This window comes from Luteimonas salinilitoris (assembly GCF_041300785.1).
Lineage (GTDB): Bacteria > Pseudomonadota > Gammaproteobacteria > Xanthomonadales > Xanthomonadaceae > Luteimonas > Luteimonas salinilitoris.
Genome location: NZ_JBFWIB010000003.1, coordinates 218,594 through 241,099 on the forward strand (window position 1 = coordinate 218,594; position 22,506 = coordinate 241,099).

23 protein-coding genes and 1 pseudogene are annotated in these 22,506 nt (G+C 71.0%); 1 reads left to right on the forward strand and 23 read right to left on the reverse strand.

All coding sequences use genetic code 11. The features are described from left to right. Window positions 1-13: 13 nt before the first annotated feature. The 19 genes and pseudogenes from AB5T46_RS07750 to AB5T46_RS07835 all read right to left on the reverse strand — a co-directional run bounded on the left by AB5T46_RS07750 (window position 14) and on the right by AB5T46_RS07835 (window position 18,597). A complete protein-coding gene (locus AB5T46_RS07750) occupies window positions 14-1,444 on the reverse strand; it encodes an MFS transporter (protein ID WP_370563309.1) in 1,431 nt (476 codons plus the stop codon). Between the two features lie 210 nt (window positions 1,445-1,654). Beyond that, complete coding sequence (locus AB5T46_RS07755; protein WP_370563310.1) at window positions 1,655-1,846, reverse strand: hypothetical protein; 192 nt, start codon at window positions 1,844-1,846, stop codon at window positions 1,655-1,657. Next, on the reverse strand, window positions 1,843-3,135 hold the full coding sequence (locus AB5T46_RS07760) for an adenylosuccinate synthase (protein WP_370563311.1): 1,293 nt from the start codon (window positions 3,133-3,135) through the stop codon (window positions 1,843-1,845). The genes AB5T46_RS07755 and AB5T46_RS07760 overlap by 4 nt, the downstream gene beginning before the upstream one ends. Before the next feature lie 397 nt (window positions 3,136-3,532). Further along, entirely contained in the window at window positions 3,533-3,721 is a 189-nt protein-coding gene (locus tag AB5T46_RS07765) for a DUF2065 domain-containing protein (protein ID WP_370563312.1), read from the reverse strand. Then, window positions 3,718-4,584: a protease modulator HflC gene (hflC, locus tag AB5T46_RS07770; protein ID WP_370563313.1), complete on the reverse strand. Its 867-nt coding sequence runs from the start codon at window positions 4,582-4,584 to the stop codon at window positions 3,718-3,720. The genes AB5T46_RS07765 and hflC overlap by 4 nt, the downstream gene beginning before the upstream one ends. Next, window positions 4,581-5,720, reverse strand: a complete 1,140-nt coding sequence (gene hflK / locus AB5T46_RS07775; RefSeq protein ID WP_370563314.1) for an FtsH protease activity modulator HflK — start codon at window positions 5,718-5,720, stop codon at window positions 4,581-4,583. The genes hflC and hflK overlap by 4 nt, the downstream gene beginning before the upstream one ends. 405 nt (window positions 5,721-6,125) lie before the next feature. Further along, on the reverse strand, window positions 6,126-7,508 hold the full coding sequence (hflX, locus tag AB5T46_RS07780; RefSeq protein ID WP_370563315.1) for a ribosome rescue GTPase HflX: 1,383 nt from the start codon (window positions 7,506-7,508) through the stop codon (window positions 6,126-6,128). 117 nt (window positions 7,509-7,625) lie between these two features. Beyond that, on the reverse strand, window positions 7,626-7,916 hold the full coding sequence (gene hfq, locus AB5T46_RS07785; RefSeq protein ID WP_370563316.1) for an RNA chaperone Hfq: 291 nt from the start codon (window positions 7,914-7,916) through the stop codon (window positions 7,626-7,628). Between the two features lie 173 nt (window positions 7,917-8,089). Beyond that, window positions 8,090-9,049, reverse strand: a complete 960-nt coding sequence (gene miaA / locus AB5T46_RS07790) for a tRNA (adenosine(37)-N6)-dimethylallyltransferase MiaA (protein ID WP_370563426.1) — start codon at window positions 9,047-9,049, stop codon at window positions 8,090-8,092. 64 nt (window positions 9,050-9,113) lie between these two features. Next, complete coding sequence (locus AB5T46_RS07795) at window positions 9,114-10,748, reverse strand: acyl-CoA dehydrogenase family protein (protein WP_370563317.1); 1,635 nt, start codon at window positions 10,746-10,748, stop codon at window positions 9,114-9,116. Window positions 10,749-10,779: 31 nt separating this feature from the next. After that, window positions 10,780-11,172: an FAD-dependent monooxygenase family protein gene (locus AB5T46_RS20460; RefSeq protein WP_412753974.1), complete on the reverse strand. Its 393-nt coding sequence runs from the start codon at window positions 11,170-11,172 to the stop codon at window positions 10,780-10,782. After that, a pseudogene (locus AB5T46_RS20465) lies at window positions 11,147-11,386 on the reverse strand (FAD-dependent oxidoreductase); the annotation flags it as partial. The pseudogene AB5T46_RS20465 and the gene AB5T46_RS20460, both read right to left, overlap by 26 nt. Before the next feature lie 65 nt (window positions 11,387-11,451). Then, window positions 11,452-11,658, reverse strand: a complete 207-nt coding sequence (locus AB5T46_RS07805) for a cold-shock protein (protein ID WP_370563318.1) — start codon at window positions 11,656-11,658, stop codon at window positions 11,452-11,454. 99 nt (window positions 11,659-11,757) lie between these two features. After that, window positions 11,758-12,519: an S-methyl-5'-thioinosine phosphorylase gene (locus AB5T46_RS07810; protein WP_370563319.1), complete on the reverse strand. Its 762-nt coding sequence runs from the start codon at window positions 12,517-12,519 to the stop codon at window positions 11,758-11,760. Window positions 12,520-12,531: 12 nt separating this feature from the next. After that, the gene (locus AB5T46_RS07815) at window positions 12,532-13,089 is read right to left on the reverse strand and encodes a hypoxanthine-guanine phosphoribosyltransferase (RefSeq protein WP_370563320.1); all 558 of its coding nucleotides are present in this window, start codon (window positions 13,087-13,089) and stop codon (window positions 12,532-12,534) included. Next, on the reverse strand, window positions 13,086-14,093 hold the full coding sequence (gene nagZ / locus AB5T46_RS07820) for a beta-N-acetylhexosaminidase (protein WP_370563321.1): 1,008 nt from the start codon (window positions 14,091-14,093) through the stop codon (window positions 13,086-13,088). Before nagZ ends, AB5T46_RS07815 begins: the two co-directional genes overlap by 4 nt. Window positions 14,094-14,296: 203 nt before the next feature. Beyond that, a complete protein-coding gene (gene rlmD, locus AB5T46_RS07825) occupies window positions 14,297-15,610 on the reverse strand; it encodes a 23S rRNA (uracil(1939)-C(5))-methyltransferase RlmD (RefSeq protein WP_370563322.1) in 1,314 nt (437 codons plus the stop codon). A gap of 203 nt (window positions 15,611-15,813) precedes the next feature. Then, window positions 15,814-16,428 carry a YdbL family probable chaperone protein gene (locus AB5T46_RS07830; RefSeq protein WP_370563323.1) on the reverse strand — a complete coding sequence of 205 codons (615 nt, stop codon included), beginning with the start codon at window positions 16,426-16,428 and terminating at the stop codon, window positions 15,814-15,816. Between the two features lie 147 nt (window positions 16,429-16,575). Beyond that, a complete protein-coding gene (locus AB5T46_RS07835; RefSeq protein WP_370563324.1) occupies window positions 16,576-18,597 on the reverse strand; it encodes a translocation/assembly module TamB domain-containing protein in 2,022 nt (673 codons plus the stop codon). A gap of 33 nt (window positions 18,598-18,630) precedes the next feature. Between AB5T46_RS07835 and AB5T46_RS07840 the strand changes: the two genes are divergently transcribed. After that, on the forward strand, window positions 18,631-19,386 hold the full coding sequence (locus tag AB5T46_RS07840; RefSeq protein WP_370563325.1) for a response regulator: 756 nt from the start codon (window positions 18,631-18,633) through the stop codon (window positions 19,384-19,386). Between the two features lie 15 nt (window positions 19,387-19,401). On the opposite strand, the gene recO is transcribed toward AB5T46_RS07840, so the two are convergent. The 4 genes from recO to AB5T46_RS07860 all read right to left on the reverse strand — a co-directional run bounded on the left by recO (window position 19,402) and on the right by AB5T46_RS07860 (window position 22,482). Then, window positions 19,402-20,139 carry a DNA repair protein RecO gene (recO, locus tag AB5T46_RS07845; RefSeq protein WP_370563326.1) on the reverse strand — a complete coding sequence of 246 codons (738 nt, stop codon included), beginning with the start codon at window positions 20,137-20,139 and terminating at the stop codon, window positions 19,402-19,404. A gap of 168 nt (window positions 20,140-20,307) precedes the next feature. Next, complete coding sequence (era, locus tag AB5T46_RS07850) at window positions 20,308-21,240, reverse strand: GTPase Era (protein WP_370563327.1); 933 nt, start codon at window positions 21,238-21,240, stop codon at window positions 20,308-20,310. Window positions 21,241-21,446: 206 nt separating this feature from the next. After that, window positions 21,447-22,121 carry a ribonuclease III gene (gene rnc, locus AB5T46_RS07855; RefSeq protein WP_370563328.1) on the reverse strand — a complete coding sequence of 225 codons (675 nt, stop codon included), beginning with the start codon at window positions 22,119-22,121 and terminating at the stop codon, window positions 21,447-21,449. Continuing rightward, window positions 22,099-22,482 (reverse strand): DUF4845 domain-containing protein, encoded by a 384-nt coding sequence (locus tag AB5T46_RS07860; protein ID WP_370563329.1) that lies wholly within the window; start codon window positions 22,480-22,482, stop codon window positions 22,099-22,101. The genes rnc and AB5T46_RS07860 overlap by 23 nt, the downstream gene beginning before the upstream one ends. Window positions 22,483-22,506: the final 24 nt, after the last annotated feature.

Consider the following 22,506-nt stretch of genomic DNA (forward strand, 5'->3'; position numbering starts at 1 on the left):
GGCCATCCTCCGATCAGGTCCCCGGCCGCCCCACCGGCTTCGGTTCGGTCATCTCTTCTCCCGGCCGCGCGCGGCCGGACATCTCGGCGCCGGCCTCCGGCGCCAGGCGCAGCATCGCCAGCACCGAACTGGCCGAGATCAGCCCGACCGTCAGGAACGCGAAGCCGAAGTTGGTCACCGTGCCCATGGGGTCACCCGTGGCCGCGCTCGCCACGCTCAGCGCATAGCCGCCGACGGTGATGCCCAGCGCCAGCGACGCCTGTTGCGCCATCGCCGCCAGGCTGCTGGCCTGGCTCATGCGCTCGGGCTCGATGTCGGCGTAGACGATCGCGTTGAGGCTGGTGAACTGCAGCGAACGGAAGCAGCCGCTGACCAGCAGCACGCCGATCATCAGCGGATACGGCGTGTCCGCGCGGAACAGCCCAAACCCGCACAGCAGCGCCGAGGCGATCAGCGCGTTGATCACCAATACGCGACGGAAACCGAAGCGCCGCAGGATCGCCGGCGCCACCGTCTTCATGAACATCGCGCCGGCCGCCGAGGTGAACGTGATCAGGCCCGACTCCAGCGGGTTGAGCCCGAACCCCAGCTGCAGCATCAGCGGCAGCAGGAACGGCGTGGCGCCGATGCCGATGCGGAACAGCGAACCGCCGATCACGCCGTTGCGGAAGGTCGACAGCCGGAACAGGTCCAACCGCAGCAGCGGATGCGGGTGCCGCCGCGCGTGCAGCGCGTACAGCGCCAGCGCGATCAGTCCCAGCAGTGCGCAGCCCAGCGCCAGCGGCGTGCTCACCAGGTGCCGGCCCACCGATGCGAAACCGAAGATCGTCAGCGCCAGCCCCAGGCTCGACAGCGCGAACCCGCGCCAGTCCAGCGGCCCAACCGCCGAGCGCAGCAGCGGGATGTGCCGCCACGCCAGCCAGATGCCGAGCAGCCCCATCGGGATGTTGATCAGGAAGATGAAACGCCAGTGGCTGTACGTGGTAATGAATCCGCCCAGCACCGGCCCCAGCATCGGCCCGAGCAGCGCCGGGATGGTCAGCCAGCTCAGCGCGCGCACCAGCTCGGCCTTGGGCACGCTGCGCAGCAATACCAGGCGCCCCACCGGCACCATCATCGCCCCGCCCATCCCCTGCACGAACCGCGCCGCCACCAGCTCGCCCAGCGAACCCGATGCCGCGCAGGCGAGCGAACCGAGCAGGAACACCCCGATCGCCGCCATGAAGGTCGGCCGCGCGCCGAAACGGTCCGCCACCCAGCCGCTGACCGGGATGAACACCGCCAGCGCCAGCATGTAGGTGGTCAACGCCAGCTTCAGCGCCACCGGCGCCACGCCCAGGTCCACCGCGATCTGCGGCAACGAGGTCGAGATCGCCGTGGCATCCATGTTCTCGATGAACAACGCGGTCGCGACGATCAGGGGCAGCAGGCGTTCGGGTCTCAAGGCGGACGGGCGGCACGGTCAGGCGGGCCGTCCATTGTCGCCTGTCCGGCCATGCACCGCCGTGACGCCGACCCGGCATCGCACCCGCTGCGAACGATCACCGTGCCGTTGCCTGCGCGAGGCTTCCGCTTCCTTGCGCAAGCACCGCAAACCTCGACGCACGACGACTACACGCCCGCTCTTCGAGGGCCCGCTCTTCGAGGCGCGGCCTCAGCCGCCCATCAGTCCGCCGCCCATCGCACCGGGCAGATCGGTCGGCGCCTTCTTCTTGATGTCGGACTCGTCGGCCTGCGCGGTGTGTGCGGCATGTTCAGAACCCGCGTGCGGATAAAGGCGGACTCGCGCCGCAAGCGCCGGAATCTGCAATGCGGTCAGCGCAACCGCCTGCCGGCGCGGTATCACGCAAACGGATCCTGCAGCACGATGTTGGCGTCGCGATCGGGGCCGGTGCTGACCATCGCCAGCGGGCTGCCCGACAGCTCCTCCAGCGCGCGCAGGTAGGCGCGGGCGGCCGGCGGCAGCTTGTCCCATTCGGTGATGCCGTGGGTGGATTCGCTCCAGCCCGGGAACTCCAGGTACACCGGCTCGCACTCGTCCCAGCCGGCGGCGTCGAGCGGCGCGTACTCGGTCTCCTTGCCGCGGTAGCGGTAGGCGATGCAGACCTTCAGGCTCGGCAGGCCGTCGAGCACGTCGAGCTTGGTGATGCACAGGCCGCTGATGCCGTTGATCGCCACTGCGCGCTTGAGCGCGACCAGGTCGATCCAGCCGCAGCGGCGCGGGCGACCGGTGGTGGCGCCGAACTCCTGGCCGCGTTCGGCGATCGTCTTGCCGACGTCGTCGTGCAACTCGGTCGGGAACGGTCCGCCGCCGACGCGCGTGGCGTAGGCCTTGGCGATGCCGAGCACGTAGTCGATCGCGTCCGCGCCCACGCCGCTGCCGGCCAGCGCGCCGCCGATGGTGGTGTTGCTGGAGGTGACGTAGGGATAGGTGCCGTGGTCGATGTCGAGCAGCGAGCCCTGCGCGCCCTCGAACAGCACGCGCTGGCCCTGCTTGCGCAGGTCGTGCAGCAGGCCGGCGACGTCGGACTTCATCGGCTGCACGTATTCGCCGAATTCCAGCGCCTCGTCGAGGGTCTGCCGGTAGTCCACCGCGTCCACGCCCAGGTACTTGGTCAGCACGAAGTTGTGGTAGTCCATGGTGCTGCGCAGCTTCTCGGCGAGCTGCTCGGGGTAGTGCAGGTCGGCCACGCGGATGCCGCGGCGCGCGGCCTTGTCCTCGTAGGCGGGGCCGATGCCGCGGCCGGTGGTGCCGATGGCGGCGCCACCGGCGGCCTTCTCGCGGGCCTGGTCCAGGGCGATGTGGTACGGCATGATCAGCGGCGTGGCCGGGCTGATCTTGAGCCGCGAGCGCACGTCGATGCCTTCGGCTTCCAGCTCGTCGATCTCCTTGCGCAGCGCCGCGGGGCTGAGCACCACGCCATTGCCGATCAGGCACAGGGCGTCCTTGCGCAGGATGCCCGACGGGATCAGGTGCAGCACGGTCTTCTTGCCGCCGATGACCAGGGTGTGGCCGGCGTTGTGGCCGCCCTGGAAGCGCACCACGGCGCCGATCCGCTCGGTCAAGAGGTCGACGATCTTGCCCTTGCCTTCATCGCCCCACTGGGCACCGAGAACGACGACTGACTGACCCATGGGGGACTCCTGGTTGGCTGTAGGAGCGGGCCATCCCGCGCCGGCGCGGCGGATGCGCAGTCGCGGAATGGTCGCGGGTATCGCGGCCATGGGCCGCTCCTACGGGGGTGGATCGTGGTTGGTTGGGCACGGAAAAAGCCGGCGGGCAAAGGGCCCGTCCGGCTTTTGTGCATTATCCGGGATTGTGGGGGGAATGCCACCCTCGAGCGGGTGACCGAGGAGCGGCTGGGCCGCCACGGGCGTCGCGACTTCCGTCGCTCCCACAGGGTGGATTGCCGCTTTTCGCGAGCTCGACCTGCTCCTCGTGGGAGTGGTGGTGACATGTCACCGCCGGAAGTCGCGACTGGCACCGGCCCCGGAGCGCCGCAGCGGTTGCACCGTCCGCGGCGGGCGCGGTTCAGCCGCTGCGGATCAGGTACAGCGCCAATATGCCGACCGCCAGGACGATGCCGCCGATGGTGCGCAACTGGCGGTCGGGCATGGCCAGCATCTGTTCGGCGGCGCGTTTCCAGCCGCGCGGGGCGGCGAACAGCATCAGGCCCTCCAGCACCGCCACCAGGCACAGTGCCGCCCACAGGTCGGTCATCGGTCGCTGCGCATGTACTGCAGGAACGGATCGTCGCGCTCGAGCACGATCACCGCGTTGCCGTCGTCGAACGATTCCCGGTACGCCTCCAGGCTGCGCTGGAAGGCGAAGAAGCCTGGATCGCGGCCGGCGGCCTCGCCGTAGAGGCGCGTGGCCTCGGCATCGCCCTCGCCTCGCAGCGTCTGCGCGTCGCGCTCGGCCTCGGCCAGGATCACGGCCTGGTCGCGGTCGGCGGTGGCGCGGATCTGCCGGGCCTGCTCCTCGCCCTCGGCGCGCAGGCGCGCGGCAACCTGGTTGCGCTCGGCGCGCATGCGGTTGTAGACCTGCCCGATCACCTCGCTGTCGGTCGGCAGGTCGATCTGCTTGAGGCGGATATCGATGATCCGCATGCCGAGGTTCCTGGCGCCTTCGTTGATCGACTGCAGCTGCCGGGCGATCACCTCGCTGCGGTCGCCGGAGACCAGCTGGGTCAGGGTGCGGGCGTTGATCTCGTTGCGCAGCGAGTCCTTGATGATCGGCGCCAGGCGGTCGCTGGCGTTCTCCTCGTCGCCGGCGGTGGCACGGTAGAAATCGCCGACGTCCTCGATGAACACGATCGCCACGAAGTCGACGCTGACGTCCTTGCGCTCCGAGGTCAGGTAGCGCTCGGGCGAGAAGTCGAGGGCGTTGAAACGGCGGTCGAACACGCGTGCGGTCTCGATCATCGGCCACTTGAAGTGCAGGCCGGGGCCGATATCGGTGCGCGATACGCGGCCCAGGTGCAGCACCAGGCCGACCTGGCCTTCGCGCACCACGTACACCGAGCCCAACAGGCCCAGCAGCAGGACGACGATCAGGACCGGGATCAGGGTGGTGATTCTCATCGCGTACCTCCTTCACCGCGGGTGGGCCGCGGGGTGCGCTGGCTTCGGCCCGGCTCGTCCCGGGTGGCGCCGACCGTCGGCGAGAGCACCTCGGCCGGCAGCACCGGGGGATTGTTGTTGTTGGCGTCGCCGCCGCCGCTGCGGCCTTGCCCGGTCATCGGCACGTAGATCAGCTGGCGGCCGTCGCCGCCGATCACCTTGCGGTTGCCGGCGAGCACCTGCTGCACGGTCTCCAGCCACAGGCGCTTGCGGGTGACGTCGGGCGCATTGCGATACGCGTCGAGCAGCAGAGAGAAGCGGGCGGCATCACCGGTGGCGCGGGCGATGGCGGCGGTCTTGTAGCCCTCGGCCACGGTACGGGTGCGGGACGCCTCGCCGCGCGCTTCGGGCACGATCTTGGCAGCGTAGGCGCGGGCCTCGTTGACCAGGCTTTCCTGCACCTGCTGCGCGCTGTTGACCGCGTCGAAGGCCGGCTTGACCTCTTCCGGCGGGCGCGCATCCTGCAGGTTGAGTTCGGTGACGATCAGGCCGGTGCGGTAGATGTCGAGCGAATCCTGCAGCTGCTTGGCGGCCAGCGCCGACAGCGGGCCGCGCGCGCCGAGCACGGTGTCCAGGTCGGAACGGCCGACCTGTTCGCGCACCACGCCCTGTGCGACCTGCTCGAGCACGCGGGAGGCGTCGCGGGTGCCGAACAGGTACAGCTCCGGGTCGCCGACGCGGTACTGCACGTTGAGCGAGACCACCACGATGTTCTCGTCGCGGGTCAGCACCGGCACCGTATTGCTGAAGGTGCGGATGCTGGTGGCGTTGACCTTGACCACGCGCTCGATCGGCCAAGGCGCCTTGAAGTGCGGGCCCGGCTGCATCACGCGCACCGCCTGGCCGAAGCGCAGCACCACGCCGCGCTGCTGTTCGCCGACCAGGGTGAAGGAGCTGAAGGCCAGCCAGATCGCCAGGGCGATGCCGACCCAGCGCAGCGGTCCGCCGCCGCCGCCGCCGAACAGGCGGCGCAATGAATCGAGCAGGCCGTCGAAGGCGCCGCCGCCGCCGCTGCGACCGCCGCTCGGCTTCCAGGGACTGCGGCCTTTGCCGCTTGGCCCGCCGTTGTTCTTCTTGCCGGGGATGTTCCAGGCCATGCCTGCTCCAATCTGGGGATCGCGCCGCGCGACGCCGGAAGGCGGTGCGGGAGGCACATTCTACTGATGTGTGGCCCGCGGTGCCCGAAGCCAAGGTGCAGCCGCCTGCGGTCCCGGCGAATCGGCCCAACGGCTCCGCTGCAAGGGCGAGTCGCTGCCGTTGCCGTAGGAGCGCGCCGCGCCAGGCAGCCTTCCCCGCTGCGGTGAGATCAGACCCGTCGCCACGGGTGGTGCAAATAGGCAGCCGAGCCCTTCGCAATGGGCTGACCACCATCAAGGCTTGAAGCGCCGGCGATTCATTGGCGACACCCGTGGCGACGGCCCATCTCTCACCGCAGCGGAAAGGATTGCCTGGCGCGGGCCGAGGCGGCGGCTACGGCGTGAGCCGCGACTGCACCTGGACCATCAACCCGCACCGTCCAGCAGCGGCCGCAGGGGCGCGCCGTCGGCCTGTGCCGCGAGCCGTGCGGCGTCGGTGTGCGGCAGGTCGATGCGCAGATGCCAGCCGTCTTCGTCGTGGCGTTCGCCGCGCACCGCGTCGAGTTCGTGCAGGCGCGCGCGCAGGCGCCCCGCGCTGGCGGGCAGCGCCAGGTCGGCGACGATCCGGCGCAGGCCCAGGTGCGCGGTCAATGCGTTGCGCAACAGGTCGAGTCCGAGGTCCTCGCGGGCCGAGATCCAGACCCGCTCGCGGCCGGGCTCGTCCGCCGCGGCCCCGTGCGGGCGGTCGCGGCGCGGCGCCATCGGCATGCGCGCCCCGGCACCGTCCCCGTCGGCACGCGCATCGCCGGCGGCGGCGGTGTCGACCCCCTCGCCCGCCAGCGGCAGCCGGTCGATCTTGTTGAACACCAGCAGCTGCGGAATGTCGCCGGCGCCGATCTCGGCCAGCACCATGTCGACCTGGCGAATGCGCTCACCGCGCAGCGGATCGGCGGCATCGACCACGTGCAGCAGCAGGTCGGCCTCGCGCGCCTCCGACAGGGTGGAACGGAATGCGGCAACCAGCTCGTGCGGCAGATCACGGACGAAGCCGACGGTGTCGGCGAGCACCGCGTTGCCGCCCGGCAGCGCGATCTTGCGCACGGTCGGATCCAGGGTGGCGAACAGCTGGTCGGCGGCGTAGGCGCCGGCGCCGGTGAGGGTGTTGAACAAGGTGGACTTGCCGGCATTGGTGTAACCGACCAGGGCCACGCGCGGCATCTCGCTGCGCACGCGCGCGCGACGCATCTGGGTGCGCTGTACCTCCACCTTGTCCAGCCGCCGCTGCAGTTGCTCGACGCGCTTCTGCAGCAGCCGGCGGTCGGTCTCGAGCTGGGTCTCGCCGGGACCGCGCAGTCCGATCGAACCGCCGCGCTGGCGCTCCAGGTGGGTCCAGCCGCGGACCAGCCGCGTGGACATGTGCCGCAGCTGGGCGAGCTCGACCTGCAGCTTGCCTTCGTGGCTGCGCGCACGCTGGGCGAAGATGTCGAGGATCAGGCCGGTGCGGTCGACCACGCGCCGCTCCAGCGCCTTCTCCAGGTTGCGTTCCTGGCCGGGCGTGAGCGGGTGGTTGATCAGGATCAGGTCGGCGCCGCTGGCGTCGGCCGCGGCCTTCACCTCCTCCAGCTTGCCGCTGCCGATCAGGGTGGCCGGGTTGGGCTTGTCGATGCGCGCGTTCAGCTGCACCGCCACGGCGGCACCGGCGGAACGGGCGAGGTCGGCGAATTCCTCCAGCGCGTCCTCGTCCGGCGGGCCGCCGGCATGAGGCTGGATCAGCAGGGCATGCTCGCCCTTGCGGCTGCGTTCAAACACGCGTCGGCGCCTCCATGGGCACGGTCGGACCCTTCGATATGGGGCCCCGACCGGTCATTGTCAATGCACCGATCGGCGCCGCGGCGGGTAGCACCCGCGGCATCGCCGCCGCGCGGCCTACTCGTTGTCGTCGGGCTCGTCTTCGGTCGCCGGTTCGCCGTCGGACGGCGACGCCTGCACATGGCCGCCGCCCGGTCCGACGCGCACGTTGCGTGCCGGCACCACGGTGGAAATGGCGTGCTTGTAGACCATCTGGCTGACGGTATTGCGCAGCAACACGACGAACTGGTCGAAGGACTCGATCGTGCCCTGCAGCTTGATGCCGTTGACCAGGTAGATCGAAACCGGCACACGCTCGCGCCGCAACGCATTCAGGAAAGGATCCTGCAAGGACTGTCCCTTGGACATGGTGTTTCCCCAGCTTGGTTATTGTTGTGGGCGGCCAGCGGCCGCATCGCCCGACCCGCTTCCCCGTGGCGGCGACACGCCGATGTTACACAAATCGGAGCTGAACACTGCGCGCGGTTTGGCGGAAATCGTGCCGGCGTCGCGTTTTCCGGGCCGGCATCGGCGGTCGGCGCTCACCGCGATACCAGGAATCCGTCCAGCGCCCGCCGCAGGCGCTCGCCATCGCGCGCCGGATCGAACCAGCGCAGGTCGCGCTCGCCGCGCAGCCAGGTGTACTGGCGCTTGGCCAGCTGGCGCGTCGCGAAGATCGCGCGGTCGCGGAACTCGGCGGCGCTGCCGGCGCCGTCGAGGTGCTCCCATGCCTGGCGATACCCGACCGCGCGGATCGCCGGCAGCTCGAGCGGCCGCGGATGCGTCCGCAGCTGCGGCAGCGCACGCAGGACGCGCACCTCGTCGAGGAAACCGGCCGCGAGCATGGCGTCGAAGCGGCGTTCGATCCGCGCGTGCAGTTCGGCGCGATCTTCCGGCGCGATCGCCAGCTTCAGCACCCGGCACGGCAGAGGCGGCGCGACGGCGGCGCTGCGCTGCCATTCGCTGATCGGACGGCCGCTGAGCCGATACACCTCCAGCGCCCGCTGGATGCGCTGCGGATCGGTCGGCCCGATGCGCGCCGCGGCCTCGGGATCGACGTCGGCAAGCGCCGCGTGCAGGGCCGGCCAACCGCGCGCCTGCGCCTCGGCCGCGATCCCGGCGCGCGTGCCGGGATCGGCCGGCGGCATCGGCGACAGCCCCTGCAGCAGGGCGCGGAAATACAGCCCGGTGCCGCCGGCGAGGATCGGCAGCCTGCCGCGCGCGACGATATCGGCGATCGCCGCGCGCGCGTCTTCGGCGAACTCCGCGGCCGAGTACGTCTGCCACGGATCGCGCAGGTCGAGCAGATGGTGCGGCACCCGCGCGCGTTCTCCGGCGTCCGGCTTGGCCGCGCCGATCTCCAGGCCGCGGTACACCAGCGCGGAGTCGACGCTGACGATCTCGCCGCCGCCGCGTTCCGCCCATTCCAGCGCGAGCGCGCTCTTGCCGGAGGCGGTCGGGCCCATGAGGGCGATGGCGGGAGGACGGGTGTCGGCTGGCATCTTGTCGGCGGTGTCCGCAGCGGAGTGCCCGAACAGCAGTGCATTCTGCCGCACCCGACCCTTCTCAGAACGCGCGATCGATCAGTGCGCCGAAGTCGATGTCCGCCGGCAGGGTGCCGAACGCCAGCCCGTGCCCGCCGCCCAGGCGACTGTGGCAGAAGTCTCCCGCGGCGGGGCTGCCGGCACGCAGCAACACCGCCGCCTGCAATGCCAGCGCCAGGCGCTCGACCAGCAGGCGGGCGCCGGATTCGCGCGTGTTCGCCGGATCGGCCAAGGTCTCGCGCAGGCCGGCGGCGGTGGCGTCGAGCGTCGGGTCGCGGCCGCGCGCGGCATCGAGTTCGGCCAGCACCGCCGCACCGCTCGCCGGTTCGCGCGCCAGCGCGCGCAGCACGTCCAGGCACTGGATGTTGCCGCTGCCTTCCCAGATCGAGTTCAGCGGCGCCTGCCGGTACAGCCGCGGCAGGATCGATTCCTCGACGTAGCCGTTGCCGCCCAGGCACTCCTGGGCCTCGTTGACGAAGGCCGGCGCGCGCTTGCAGATCCAGTACTTGCCGATCGCGGTGGCGATGCGGGCGAAGGCGGCCTCGCCGGGGTCGCGCGGCGCCGCATCCACCGCGCGCGCGACGCGCAGCGACAGCGCGAGCGCGGCCTCCGATTCGAGCGCCAGGTCCGCCAGCACGTTGCGCATCAGCGGGTGTTCCACCAGGCGCTTGCCGAAGGCGGCGCGATGGCGCGCATGGTGGATCGCCTGCGCCAGCGCCATGCGCATTTCCGCGGTCGAGCCGAGCATGCAGTCCAGCCGCGTCAGCATCACCATCTCGATGATGGTCGCCACGCCGCGGCCCTCGTCGCCGATGCGATACGCCCAGGCGTCGTCGAACTCGACCTCGCTCGAGGCATTGGACCAGTCGCCGAGCTTGTCCTTGAGCCGCATCAGCCGGAATGCGTTGCGGGTGCCGTCGGGCCGCCAGCGCGGCAGCAGGAAGCAGCTCAGCCCGCCGGGCGCCTGCGCCAGCACCAGGAAGCCGTCGGACATCGGCGCGGAGAAGAACCACTTGTGCCCGGACAGCGCGTATTCGCCGTCGGCCATCAGCGGCGTGGCGCGGGTGAGATTGGCGCGCACGTCGCTGCCGCCCTGCTTCTCGGTCATGCCCATGCCGACGGTGACACCGCGCTTGCCGGCGATCGGCGCGTCGTCCGGATCGTAGGCGCCGGCAATCGCCTTCTGCGCCCACTCGGCCAGCGCCGGCGCATGCCGCAACACCGGCACTGCGGCATGGGTCATGGTCAGCGGGCAGCTGCTGCCGGCCTCGACCTGGTGATGCAGGTAGCTCAGCGCCGCGCGCGCGACATGTGCGCCCGGGCGCGGATCGGACCACGACAGCCCGGCGACGCCGTTTTCGATCGCCGTGCGCATGACCGCGTGGTAGTTCGGGTGGAATTCGACCCGGTCGATGCGCTGGCCGAAGCGGTCATGGGTGCGCAGGCGCGGCCGATCGCGATTGGCGTCGAAGCCGAGCGCGTGGACCTCATCGCCGGCACGGCGGCCGTAATCGGCCAGATGCGCGCAGAACGCCTCGCCGCCTTCGCGCGTCACCGACTCGCGCAACGCCCGGTCAGTTTCCCACAGGTCACGGGGCGCGAACTCGGGAGGCTGGTTGAGGGCTGCATCGGCCGCGTGCGACGAACTGGCTGCCATGATCGGGACTCCGGTGTGACTCTCGACGATTCTAGGGGGCCGGCGGCGAAGGTGTGGTCACGGCGTGTGGCGCGTCCGCGGCCGGCACCTGCGCCGTCATCTGCAGCAACCGCTCCCGGAACGGCGCCGACAGCGGCAGCCGGCCGAACCAGCCGCGGCGCGTGCCGGTCAGCACGCGCAGGCTCTGCGCGCGCAGCCCTGGAATCCGCGTCAACGGGTGAAAGCCCAGGTCGCGCATCGCGGCGAAGCGATCGTGATGCGACTGGAACAGCGGCGTGAGCCAGCGGCTCCAGAAATGATAGATGTCGACATGCGCACGCCGGCGCTGTTCGAACAACGGCAATGCGGAGGCGACATCGCGGCACTCGCGCAGCGCGTCGCGCAGGGCGCGTGCATCGAGCTCGGCCGTGCGCCGTTTCGCCATAGAGCCGCGCGATGCGCGCACCGTGCAACAGCGCGGGACCGAGCAGCCCGAGTTCCCACAGCACTTTCAGGCCGACCGGCTGCAGCAGGAATCCCGCACCGACCGGACCAGGCTCCGGCACTCGCTCGAATACCTCGACGCGGTGTCCGTCGCGGCTCGACATCAGCGCCGCAGCCTGTCCGGCGCTGCCGTAACCGACGATGCCGACATGCATGCGCAGCCCTCACGAAAAGGCCCCGCGCAATGCGCGGGGCCGGCAGAAATCTGCGAGGTTTCCGGTCAGGCGACCGGCGTGACGCCAGTGGCCTGCGCGCCCTTCGGGCCCTGCGTGACCTCGTAGCTGACGCGCTGACCTTCCTGCAGGCTCTTGAAGCCCTGCGAATCGATCGCGGAGTAATGGACGAAGACATCGGAGCCGCCGTCTTCTGGAGAGATGAAGCCGAAACCCTTGGCGTCGTTGAACCACTTCACTGTGCCGTATTGCATAAACCTTCCACCTTGTCTGGATGCCGATGCGCGTGCCGCCCCGAGTCCCCGAAGCGGGCACGCCGCCCGAGTATGCAAAGCAACGGCTGCAACATGCAATCACCGCGATGGCTGCAGCAGCATCCGCAGCAACGGCGGCAGCGCCGACGACGCGGCCTCGACGTTGTCCAGCACCTCTCGAAATGTGATCTCGGTTGCATCTCCGCACCCCGCCGCCCAGTTGGCGACGATGGCGATGCAGGCATAGTCCAGGCCCAGTTCGCGAGCCAGGCCGGCTTCGGGCATGCCGGTCATGCCGACCAGATCGCAGCCGTCGCGGCGCAGCCGCGCGATCTCGGCGCGGGTCTCCAGGCGCGGCCCCTGGGTGGCGCCATAGCAGCCGCCGTCGACCACCGCCACCCCGGCCGCACGTGCGGCCGACAGCACCTCGGCGCGCCATGCCGGCGTGTACGGATCGCCGAAATCCACGTGCAGCACCTCGCTGCCCGGCTCCTCGCACAAGGTCGAGATCCGGCCCCAGGTATAGTCGATCAGCTGGTCCGGACACGCCAGCACCCGCGGCCCGAAACGTTCGCCGATGCCGCCGACGGTATTGAGCGCCAGCACCCGCTGTGCGCCCAATGCCCGTAGCGCGGCGAGATTGGCGCGGTAGTTGATCCTGTGCGGCGGCACCGAATGTCCCTCGCCGTGGCGCGCCAGGAACGCGACCCGCCGACCGGCCAGGGTGCCGACGCGCACCGGCCCGGACAACGCGCCGTACTGCGTCGGCGGCTGGTGAGTCTCGACGTCTTCCAGCTCGGCGAGACGATAGAGGCCGGTGCCGCCGATGACGGCGAGCGCGATGTCGGGGGCTGCTTTCATTTCATGCGGCTGCTATTCCGCCAGCGCGTAGATCGCAGGCAGATTCCGGCCCTGCTCGTGATAGTCCATGCCGTAGCCGAAGACATAACGGTCCGGCACCTCCACCCCGACGTAGTCGGCCTCGATGTCCTCCAGCCCGCGGTCGTGCAGCTTCACCGCGAGCACGGCCGTGCGTACTTCCTCGGCATTCTGGTCCTCGCACCAGCGGGTGACCGCATGCAGGGTGTGGCCCTCGTCGAGGATGTCGTCGACCAGCAGCACACGGCGATCGCGCATCGGAGTGGCCGGGCGATGCAACCAGGCCAGGCCGGAGCCGGTGGTCTGGCCGCGGTAGCGGGTGGCGTGCAGGTAATCGAACTCGAGATCGAGGCCGAGCTCGCCGAGCGCGAAGGCGAGCTGCGCGGCGAACGGCAGCCCGCCGTGCATGACGGTGACGAACAGCGGCGGCAGGTCGTCGTCGCGATAGTCGGCATGGATCTCCGCGGCCATGCGCGCGATCGCGGCGTCCAGCGTCGCACCGTCGTGGATCAGTTCCGCGTCGCGCAGGGCGTCGGCCAGGCGCGGGGTCATGCGTGCCGCTCCCGGCGGCCGCCGAGGTCGGCGCGCGCGTCGCCATAACGGTCATCGGCAAGCAGGCCGTCCCAGCCGAGGGCGCCGCGTCCGATCAGGCCGATCAGCGCCATGGTGTTGAGGCTTTTCCCTTCCACCGCGGCCAGCGATTCTTCCACCAGTTCCGGATGGCAGACCAGCACCACGTCGCAGCCGGCGTCCAGGTGGGCGTCGACGCGCGCCTTGATGCCGCCCGCCGAGTGCGCGGCGGCCATGCCGATGTCGTCGGAGAACACGACGCCGCGGAAGCCCATCTCCTCGCGCAGGATCCCGTTGATCCAGCGCGGCGAATAGCCAGCGGGCTCCGGCGCCACCTGCGGATAGGTCACGTGCGCCAGCATCACCGCATCGGCGCCGGCGTCGATGCCGGCGACGAACGGCACCAGGTCCTCGCCACGTAGCACTTCCAGCGGACGCTGGTCGATCGCGGCGTCGAAGTGCGTGTCCTCGCGCACCGACCCGTGTCCGGGGAAGTGCTTGAGCGTGGCCGCCATGCCGGCCGAGTGCATGCCCTCGACATAGGCGCGGGTGAAATCGGCGACGACCTCCGGATCCGCGGCGAAGGCGCGATCGCCGATGGCCAGGTTGCCGCGCGCCAGATCGACGACCGGTGCGAAGCTGAGGTCGACGCCGCTGGCGCGCACCTCGCTGGCCATGAGCCAGGCGTGCTCGCGCGCGGCCGCCAGCGCGCCCTGCGGATCCTGCGCGTGATGGCGGCCGAAGACGTCGAGCGGCGGCAGCGCGCTGTAACCGTCGCGGAATCGCTGCACGCGGCCGCCCTCCTGGTCGACGCAGATCAGCTGCGGCCGCGGCGCGGCCTCGCGAATCGCCGCGGACAGCTCCGCGACCTGTTCGCGGGAAGCGAAGTTGCGGGTGAACAGGATCACGCCGGCGCAGGCATCGTGCTGCAGCCAGTCGCGTTCGCGGGCGCTGAGTTCGTGTCCGGCGACGCCGATGACGAGCATGGGGAATTCCTTCGCGGTCGGAGGGCGATTGTAATGGCGCGGCGCGGCGGCGCGTGAATGTTCCGGCTTTCCCGCCCCAGTGGGAATGGCGGTGGCATGCCACCGCCATTCCCACAAGGACGACGCGGGCCGCGCCCATCACTGTCATCGGCACGGTGGTGGGAGCGACGGGAGTCGCGACCCCGCGAACAGGGCCGAGCCCCTCAGGGCTCGAACATCGCGATCGATTCGACGTGCGCGGTCTGCGGAAACATGTCCATCACCCCGGCGCTGCGCAGCTTCCAGCCGCGTTCGTTGACCAGATAGCCGGCGTCGCGCGCCAGCGAGGCGGGATGGCAACTGACGTAGACGATGCGCTTCAGGCCCTTGAGCGGCAGTTGCCGCAGCACGCCGTCGGCGCCGGAACGCGGCGGATCCAGCAGCAGGCGGTCGAAGCCCTGCCGCATCCACGGGTGCCCGGACAGGTCCTGGGCGAGATCGGCGGCGAAGAAGCGTGCGTTCTCCAGGCCGTTGTGCGCGGCGTTCTCGCGCGCGCGCGCCACCAGCCCGGCGTCTCCCTCGACGCCCACCGCCTCGCCGGCCACGCGCGCCAGCGGCAGGGTGAAGTTGCCCAGGCCGCAGAACAGGTCCAGCACGCGCTCGCCGGGCTGCACGTCCAGCAGTTCCAGCGCGCGCGCGATCATCTTCTCGTTGAGACCGGCGTTGACCTGGATGAAATCGAGCGGCCGGAACAGCAGCTCCACGTCCCAGGGCGCCAGCCGGAACGACAGCGGCGGCGCCTCCGGCCACAGCGGATGCACCGAATCCACGCCACCCGGCTGCAGGAAGACCGCGAACCCGTGCGCCTGCGCGAATGCGGCCAGCGCGCCGCGATCGGCCTCCGACAGCGGCGCGAGATGGCGAAACACCAGCGCCACCGTGTCGTCGCCGGCGATGAACTCGATCTGCGGGATCTCGCGCCGCGCCTCGAGCCCGTCGACCAGCCGCGACAGCGCCTCGATGCGGTCGCCGATCCGCGGAATCACGGTGTGGCATTGCGACAGGTCGGCGACGAAGCGCGGATCCTGCTCGCGGTAGCCCACCAGGGTCTTGTCCTTCTTCTCGACCCGGCGCACGGAGAACCGGCCCTTGCGGCGATAGCCCCAGGCGGCGTCGGTGAGCGGCGGCAGCACCGCTTCCGGGGCGACGTGGCCGATGCGCTCGAAGTTCTCCAGCAACACCCGCTGCTTGGCCGCGATCTGCCTGTCCCCGGCCAGGTGTTGCAGCACGCAGCCGCCGCAGGTGCCGAAGTGCGGGCAGCGCGGCTCCACGCGATCGGCGGAAGGCTGCAGGACCTGCAGCGTCACCGCCTCGTCGAAGCTGCGCGAACGCCAGGTCTGCTTGACCATGACCCGTTCGCCCGGCAGCGCGCCGGACACGAACACGGTCTTGCCGCCGTCGCGGCGTGCGACGCCGCGGCCGTCATGGCTGAGGTCGAGGATCTCGAGTTCGAACGGGGTCTGGTCGATACGGGCCACGTGGCGTCAGGCTGCGGGCGGAAAGCCGGCCATTGTCGCAGATGAGACAGGCCGATGTACCCTCGTAGGAGCGCGCCATGCGCGCGATGCCCTCGATCCCGGCCGCTGCCGCGAGCCAGTCTCCCCGCGCATCCTTGCCGCGCCGGCATCGCGCGCATGGCGCGCTCCTACGGCGGGTCGACGCTCCGGTCGAGAGCGGCCGTCTACTTCTGCTTCCAGTTGCCGCTCGCGTCCCGCACCCACCAGCCGCTGCGCGCGCGCTCGGCCCACTGCCGCGCGAACACGTCGCGGATCTGCTCCTCCCATTCGGGATGCCCGTTGGCGACCGCGATTTCCCTGTACCCCGCGCGAGCGTCGCGGTTCTGGTCGGCCACGGCCTGGTTCACCTTGACCCGCTCGGACAGCGGGATCTTGCCGGCGTCGCGCACCGACACTGTGCCGTCGTTGCCGAAGCCCAGCGCGCCGGACTCGAAGTGCGGGCGCAGCGTGCTGCCGAAACGGTCGCGCATGCGGCCGCGGATCGCCTCGATCGCCGGCGTCCTGATGGTGATGTCCGGCTGGCCCTGCGCATGGGCCGGCGCGATCCCGACCAGCATCAGCGGATGGAACGCCGCCGGTGCGCGCGCCATGCCGCCCGGCTCGTCGGGGAACAGCTCGACATCTTCCTGCTCCTGCTTCGCGCCCTGCTCGCCGATCACGTTGTCGACGAACTCGCGCGCCGCCTCGCGCGCCTCGGCGGCGGGGAAGTACACGTTGATGGTCACGCAGGCGCTCAACACCAGCGCGACGGCGATCGGCATTCCCAACCAGTGCTTCATGTCGTGTCTCCTCGATGACTCTATCGGTGCGCGTGAACGGCGAACGGCGGGAAGCGTAACCGCTTTTGCCGCCATCCCAGCTTGCGCTGGGATGGCGGTGTCGAGATCGCTGTGCGCCATCCGCCACAGTCGCCGAATTTCGCCCCTTCACTCCACCACCGGCGCGACATCGCCGCCGGCGACGGCGGCCACGCGCTCGACCAGGAGCGGCCAGTCGACATCGCGGTTGTGGCCCACCACTTGCAGCCGCGGCAGCCCCGCGCCTTCGACGATAGTAAAGGCGTTGCCGGCTGAACGCAGGCCGCCCATGCGGCAGACCTCGTTGGCGAGCCGGCAGGTGATGCCGATGCGGGCATAGCCGAAGTCGTCGAACAGGCCGATCAACTGCCCCTGCAGGCTGCCGACGAACGACGCATCGCCGACGCTGGAGATGTTTTGCACCGCGCGCTGGCTGATGCGCTGGCGCACGCCGGGGCGGCGCCCCGTGTACAGGGCGGCATTGAACGAGGACAGCCGCCAATCGACCAGGCGCAGTCCGTCGATGCGGCCGGACAGGCGCCCGCTGATGCTGCCGAAGTCGAACACGCGGGTGATCGCGAGCAGGTCGAGATCGCGTGCGGCAAGGTCGGCCGAGAGTGTGGGCGCGACGCCGAACGGGCGCTCCATCGCCAGCGCCGAGACAGCGACCGTGCCATCGAACACGCGCACCGACAATCCGCCGTCGAAGTCGAGGCGCTCGTCGGCGTAGCGCACCTGCGGGATCTCGCCGCTGAGCGTGCCGCCGAATGCCGGCCAGTCCAGCGACTCGGCCAGCCGCGCGACCTCGAGCGCCTCCACCGCCAGCCCGAACCGCAGCCGCAGGCCTTCGCTGTCGTCCGGCGGACGCAGGGCGAAGCCGTCGAAGCGCAGCCGGCCGCCGAGCATCGCCACCTCGACCGCCTCGCGCATGCGCAGCTCGCCGCGGGCGCTGCGGAACGGCAGCCGTGCCGGGCCGAATCCGATCTCGCGCAGGGCGCCGCCGCGCCAGCGCAGCTCGCTGTCGACCTCGGCCTCGCCGGCGAAACGCAGGTCGCCGTCGAGGCCGTCGAAGCGGAAGCGGCCGCCGCCGTCGCGCAGGTCCAGCATCTGCAGCCGCGCATCCAGCGCCCGCAGGCGATCGTCGGAAACGCTCAGGTGCACGGCCAGCGCGCCGTCCAGCTGCAGACCGGCAAGGCCGCCCAGCGCCAGCCAGCCGGACAGGTAGCGCGCCGGCAGCAGCGATGCATCGTCGCTGCGCAACACAACGTCCAGTTCGCGCAGGCCGCCGTCCGCGGCGAGCGCGGCCGATCCGTGCGCGTGCAACGCGGCGCCGTCGCGCCACTCGAACGACGGTAGCCGCCAGCCGGCATCGGGACCTTCGCGGACCGCGTCGATGCGCAGCGGCAGCGGCGCGTCCGGCAGGTCCAGGTAGGCGTTGCCGAACAGCAGTTCGCCGCCGCGCAGTTCGGCATCGAGCGCGACCAGGTCCGTGTCGCCGAGCCGGCGGTAATCGATTCCGACGCGTGCTCCGACGTCCTCGCCGGCGATGCTGCCGTCGGCGGTGTCGAACGCGGCCGCGGTCAGCCGCAGCTCGCCATCGACCCGCAGCGCCCCCTGTCCGGGCGCCTGCACCGCGATCCCGCCGTCGAGGGTGCCGGCGTTCAAGCGGCCCGCTTCCCACCCCTGCGCCAGCAGTGCCTGCGCCCAGGCCAGCGGCACGCGGGTGAGATCGATCGCGGTCTCGTCGGGCGCGGCGGCGCTGCGCCGCAGGGCGATCCGCGCCGGCCCCTGCGCCAGGACCGCCTCGGTGGTCGCCGGGCCAAGGTCGACCGCCAGCCGCAGGGGCGCGGCGCGTCCGCTGCGCAGTTCGCCATCGCAGCGCCACCGGCCTTCGGCGCCGCGCGACAGCGGGCAGCGCCAGGCGAGATCGCGGAAGCGATAGCCCAGTGTCGGAGCCTCGACCCACGCCGCCTCGAGGCGCAGCTCGCCGTGTGCGGCATTCGCCGGCCAATCCAGGCGCACGCGCACCTGCCGCAGGGTCGCCACCGCGGTCTCCACCCGGTCGATCCGCGCCGTCATCGTGCGCGCCTGCGCCGCCGGGCTGCCGGCAGCCAGCCACACGGCGGCGAGGAGTACGATGCAACGCGTCATGCCGGAAGCATACCTACGCAGGGGAAGCGCGCGATGAAGCCGAAACTGCTGCTGCTCGAGGACGAACCCGCCAGCCGCCATTTCCTCTGCCTGGCGGCGGAGGCGCTGCCGGCCGAGGTCGAACCGGCCGCCACCGTCGCCGAGGCCCGCACGCTGGCGCTGTCCGGCGCGCATGCGCTGTGGCTGTTCGACGTCAACCTGCCCGACGGCAGCGGCGGCGGTCTGCTCGCCTGGCTGCGCGCGCAGGGACTGCAAACACCGGCGATCGCGCACACCGCCGCGCACGAGGCGGCCGAGCGCGCGCGCCTGCTGGCCGAGGGCTTCCAGGCGGTGGTGACGAAGCCGCTGACGGCGGCGGCCTGGCAGGCGGCGATCCGCGACGCGCTGAAGAGACGGGCCGCAAATGCGGCGCCCGGCGATCCGCGCCGGGATGCCGGCGATGCGGAAGCCGCGGACACCGCATCCGTGTGGGACGACACCGCCGCCGCGGCCGCGCTGGGCGGCAGCGCGACGAACGTCGCCGCCCTGCGCCAGTTGTTCCTGGCGGAACTGCCCGATGCGCGCGACGCCGTGGTCGCCGCGGCCGCCGGCGGCGACCGGGCGGCAATGGGCGCGGCCCTGCACAAGCTGCGCGCCAGTTGTGGATTCGTGGGCGCCGCACGGCTGCAGGCGATGGTGACAGCGCTGCAGGACGATCCCGCCGGCGACACGGCCTTGCAGCGTTTCCTGTCCGCGGTGGCGAAGACCCTGGAACCGGCACCCGCGGCGGATGGTACCGCGGGCAGCTGAGCCCTCGGCGGATCGTCAACCGTCGCCGTCGCTCCCGATCCGCCCCAGCTCCGCCATCAGTTCCCACGACTTCAGCCCGCGCGGCCCGAGATGGTGCGCCAGCACGGTGCGCAGGCTGCGGCGCAGTCCGGCCAGGTCGTCCGGCCCGGGCATCGTATCGGCGGCGAGCGCCAGCAGCGCGCGGCCGGTCGCGGTGCGGCCACGTTCGCCGCCATCGCGCTCGCCCAGCAACCGGCGCGGGCCATGCTCGGCATCGAGCAGGTAACGCGCGGCCGGATCGACCGGCACGCCGTCGCCGTCGACATCGAGGGCGAAGCCGACGCCCAGCGCCTCCAGCAGGTCGCGCTCGAACCGCCGCAGCGTCCACGCCAGGGGCGCCTGCTCCCGCAGCTGCGTGCGCACCTGGCCGTACAGCGCATACAGCTCCGGGCGCGGATCCTGCCGCGGCGCCAGCCGCATCAGCAGTTCGTTGATGTAGAAGCCCGCCATCCCGGCATCGCCGGCCAGCCGCGGCGCCTGGTCGATCGCCTCGGCCGCGGACAGCCAGGCCAGTTCGCCGCGCTGGGTCGCGTCCAGGCGGATGTGCTGCAGCGGCTGCAGGGCCGCGCGCAGCGCCTGCCGCTTCGGCCCCTGCACACCGCGCGCGACCAGCCCCAGCCGGCCATGCTCGCGGCTCAGCACCTCCACCAGCAGGCTGGTCTCGCGCCAGCGGCGCGCGTGCAGGACGTAGGCGGGTTCTTGGGTGTAGCGCATGGGGGCCGGGAATCGGGAGTGGGGAATCGGGAATCGGAAAAGCGGCTCGTCGCAAACGGTCACGATGCGGGCTGGCGTAGGACCTGCCGCCATTGTCGGGCGAAGACGGAGCGCATCGAACTACGGCGAAGTGCCAGCAACGGCCTGCTCTTCCGCTTTTTCGATTCCCTATTCCCTATTCCCGATTCCCGGCTCTCCATACCCAAACGCCCGTAGCGCAGCCTCGTCGTCCGACCAGCCCTCGCGCACGCGTACCCAGGTCTCGAGGAATACCTTGCGGTCGAACAGGCGCTCCATCTGCTGCCGCGCCTTGGTGCCGATCTCGCGCAGGCGGGTGCCGCCCTTGCCGATCACGATCGCTTTCTGGCCCTCGCGCTCGACCCAGATCACCGCGCCGATGCGGTACATCGCGCCGTCCTCCTCGAAGCGCTCGATCTCCACGGTGGTGGCGTACGGCAACTCGGCGCCAAGCAGGCGCATCAGCTGCTCGCGCAGCAGCTCGGCGGCCAGGAAGCGCTGGCTGCGGTCGGTGATCTCGTCCTCGCCGTACAGCGCGTCCTGCTGCGGCAGCACCGGCAGCACGGCATCGACCAGCGCCTCCAGGCCGATGCGCTTGAGCGCCGAGACCGGGTGCACGCTGGCGAACTCGCGATCGTGCACGACATCGGCCAGGTACGGCAGCAGCGCCGCCTTGTCGCGCAGGCGGTCGACCTGGTTGACCACCAGCACCACCGGCACCCCGGCCTCGCGCAGCACCGCGTAGGCGGCGCCGTCCTCCTCGTCCCAGCGCCCGGCCTGCACCACCAGCAGGGCCGCGTCCACGCCCTCGAGCGCGCCGCGGGCGGCGCGATTCATCCAGCGATGCATCGCCGACGCGCTGGCCTTGCCCTGGTCGCGGTGCAGGCCGGGCGTATCGACCAGCACCAGCTGCCCCTGCGCGAAGGTGGCGATGCCGAGCAGGCGGTGGCGCGTGGTCTGCGGGCGATTGGAGACGATGCTGACCTTGGCGCCGACCAGCGCATTGACCAGGGTCGACTTGCCGACGTTGGGACGGCCGATGACGGCAACGTGGCCGGCGCGGTAACTGGGAGTGTCGTTCATGCACGCATTGTAGGCCCGGGCCAGCCGAAATCCGCGGTGAACCCACGCGCCGTGCCTGCCTTGGATCCATCTCCCGCGCCGTGTCCCGCCGCCTCCCGTAGAGCGGAGCTTGCTCCGCTAACGCGGGCTCCGGAGCCGGAAGCAGCGGAGCGATCTCCGCTCTACGATGGGGGTGTGGCCACACGCGGCACGGGAGTGCGCCGGAATCAGTCCAGGCGGGCCAGTGCCGCCAGCACGGCTTCCGCGGCCAGTTGCTCGGCGGCGCGGCGCGAGCCGCCCTCGCCCTCGGCGGACACCTCCGGTTCGGACACGCTGCAGCGCACGTGGAAGGTCTTGGCGTGATCGTCGCCGGATTCGGCCAGCAGCTCGTAGGCCGGCAGCGGCCGCTGCTTCGCCTGCAGCGACTCCTGCAGGCGGGTCTTGGCATCCTTGCCGACCTTGGCGATCTCGAACCCATCCAGCTCGGCCGCGAACCAGGCCAGCACCGCGGCGCGGCAGGCGTCGTAGCCGGCGTCGAGATAGATCGCGGCGATCACCGCCTCCAGCGCGTCGGAGAGGATCGAGTCGCGGCGATGGCCGCCGGACTTCATCTCGCCCGGGCCGAGCATCAACCTGGGCCCCAGGTCGAGTTCGCGCGCCAGCCGCGCGAGCGTGGACTCGCGGACCAGCTCGGCGCGGGCGCGGGTCAGCGCGCCCTCGTCCGCGCGCGGCCAGCGCGCGTATAGCGCCTCGGCGACGATCAGGTCGAGCAGCGCGTCGCCGAGGAATTCCAGCCGCTCGTTGTGCGGCGCCCCGGCGCTGCGATGCGTCAGGGCCTGCGCGAGCAGGCCCTGGTCGGTGAAGCGATGGCCGAAGGGCTCAGTTGGCTTCGCCGGCGCCACGCGTGAGCATTTGCGTTGTCTGGAACTTGCCGACCACGTCGAGGTTGCCGACCATCGGCCTGCGCACCTCGTACTGCACGTCCATCTGCCAGCCGTTGTCGACGCGCTTGAGCTTGACGTGCTCTTTCTTCACGTTTTCCGAGTAGTTGATGTACAGGCGGCGGAAGAACAGGTCCTGGATCCGCGCCGGATCCTGGTTGGCGATGCCCGCCTCCTGCGACAACCCCTTCAGCGCAGCGCGCACGCTGTAGTACTCGGAATACATCGGGAACAGTTTCATTGCGATATAGGCGAAAAACCCGACCACCGCCAACACGATCACGAAGCCCAGCAGGGTCAACCCCTTCTGCTTGCGTTTCATTGCCCTTCTCCCCCGAGGAATGCG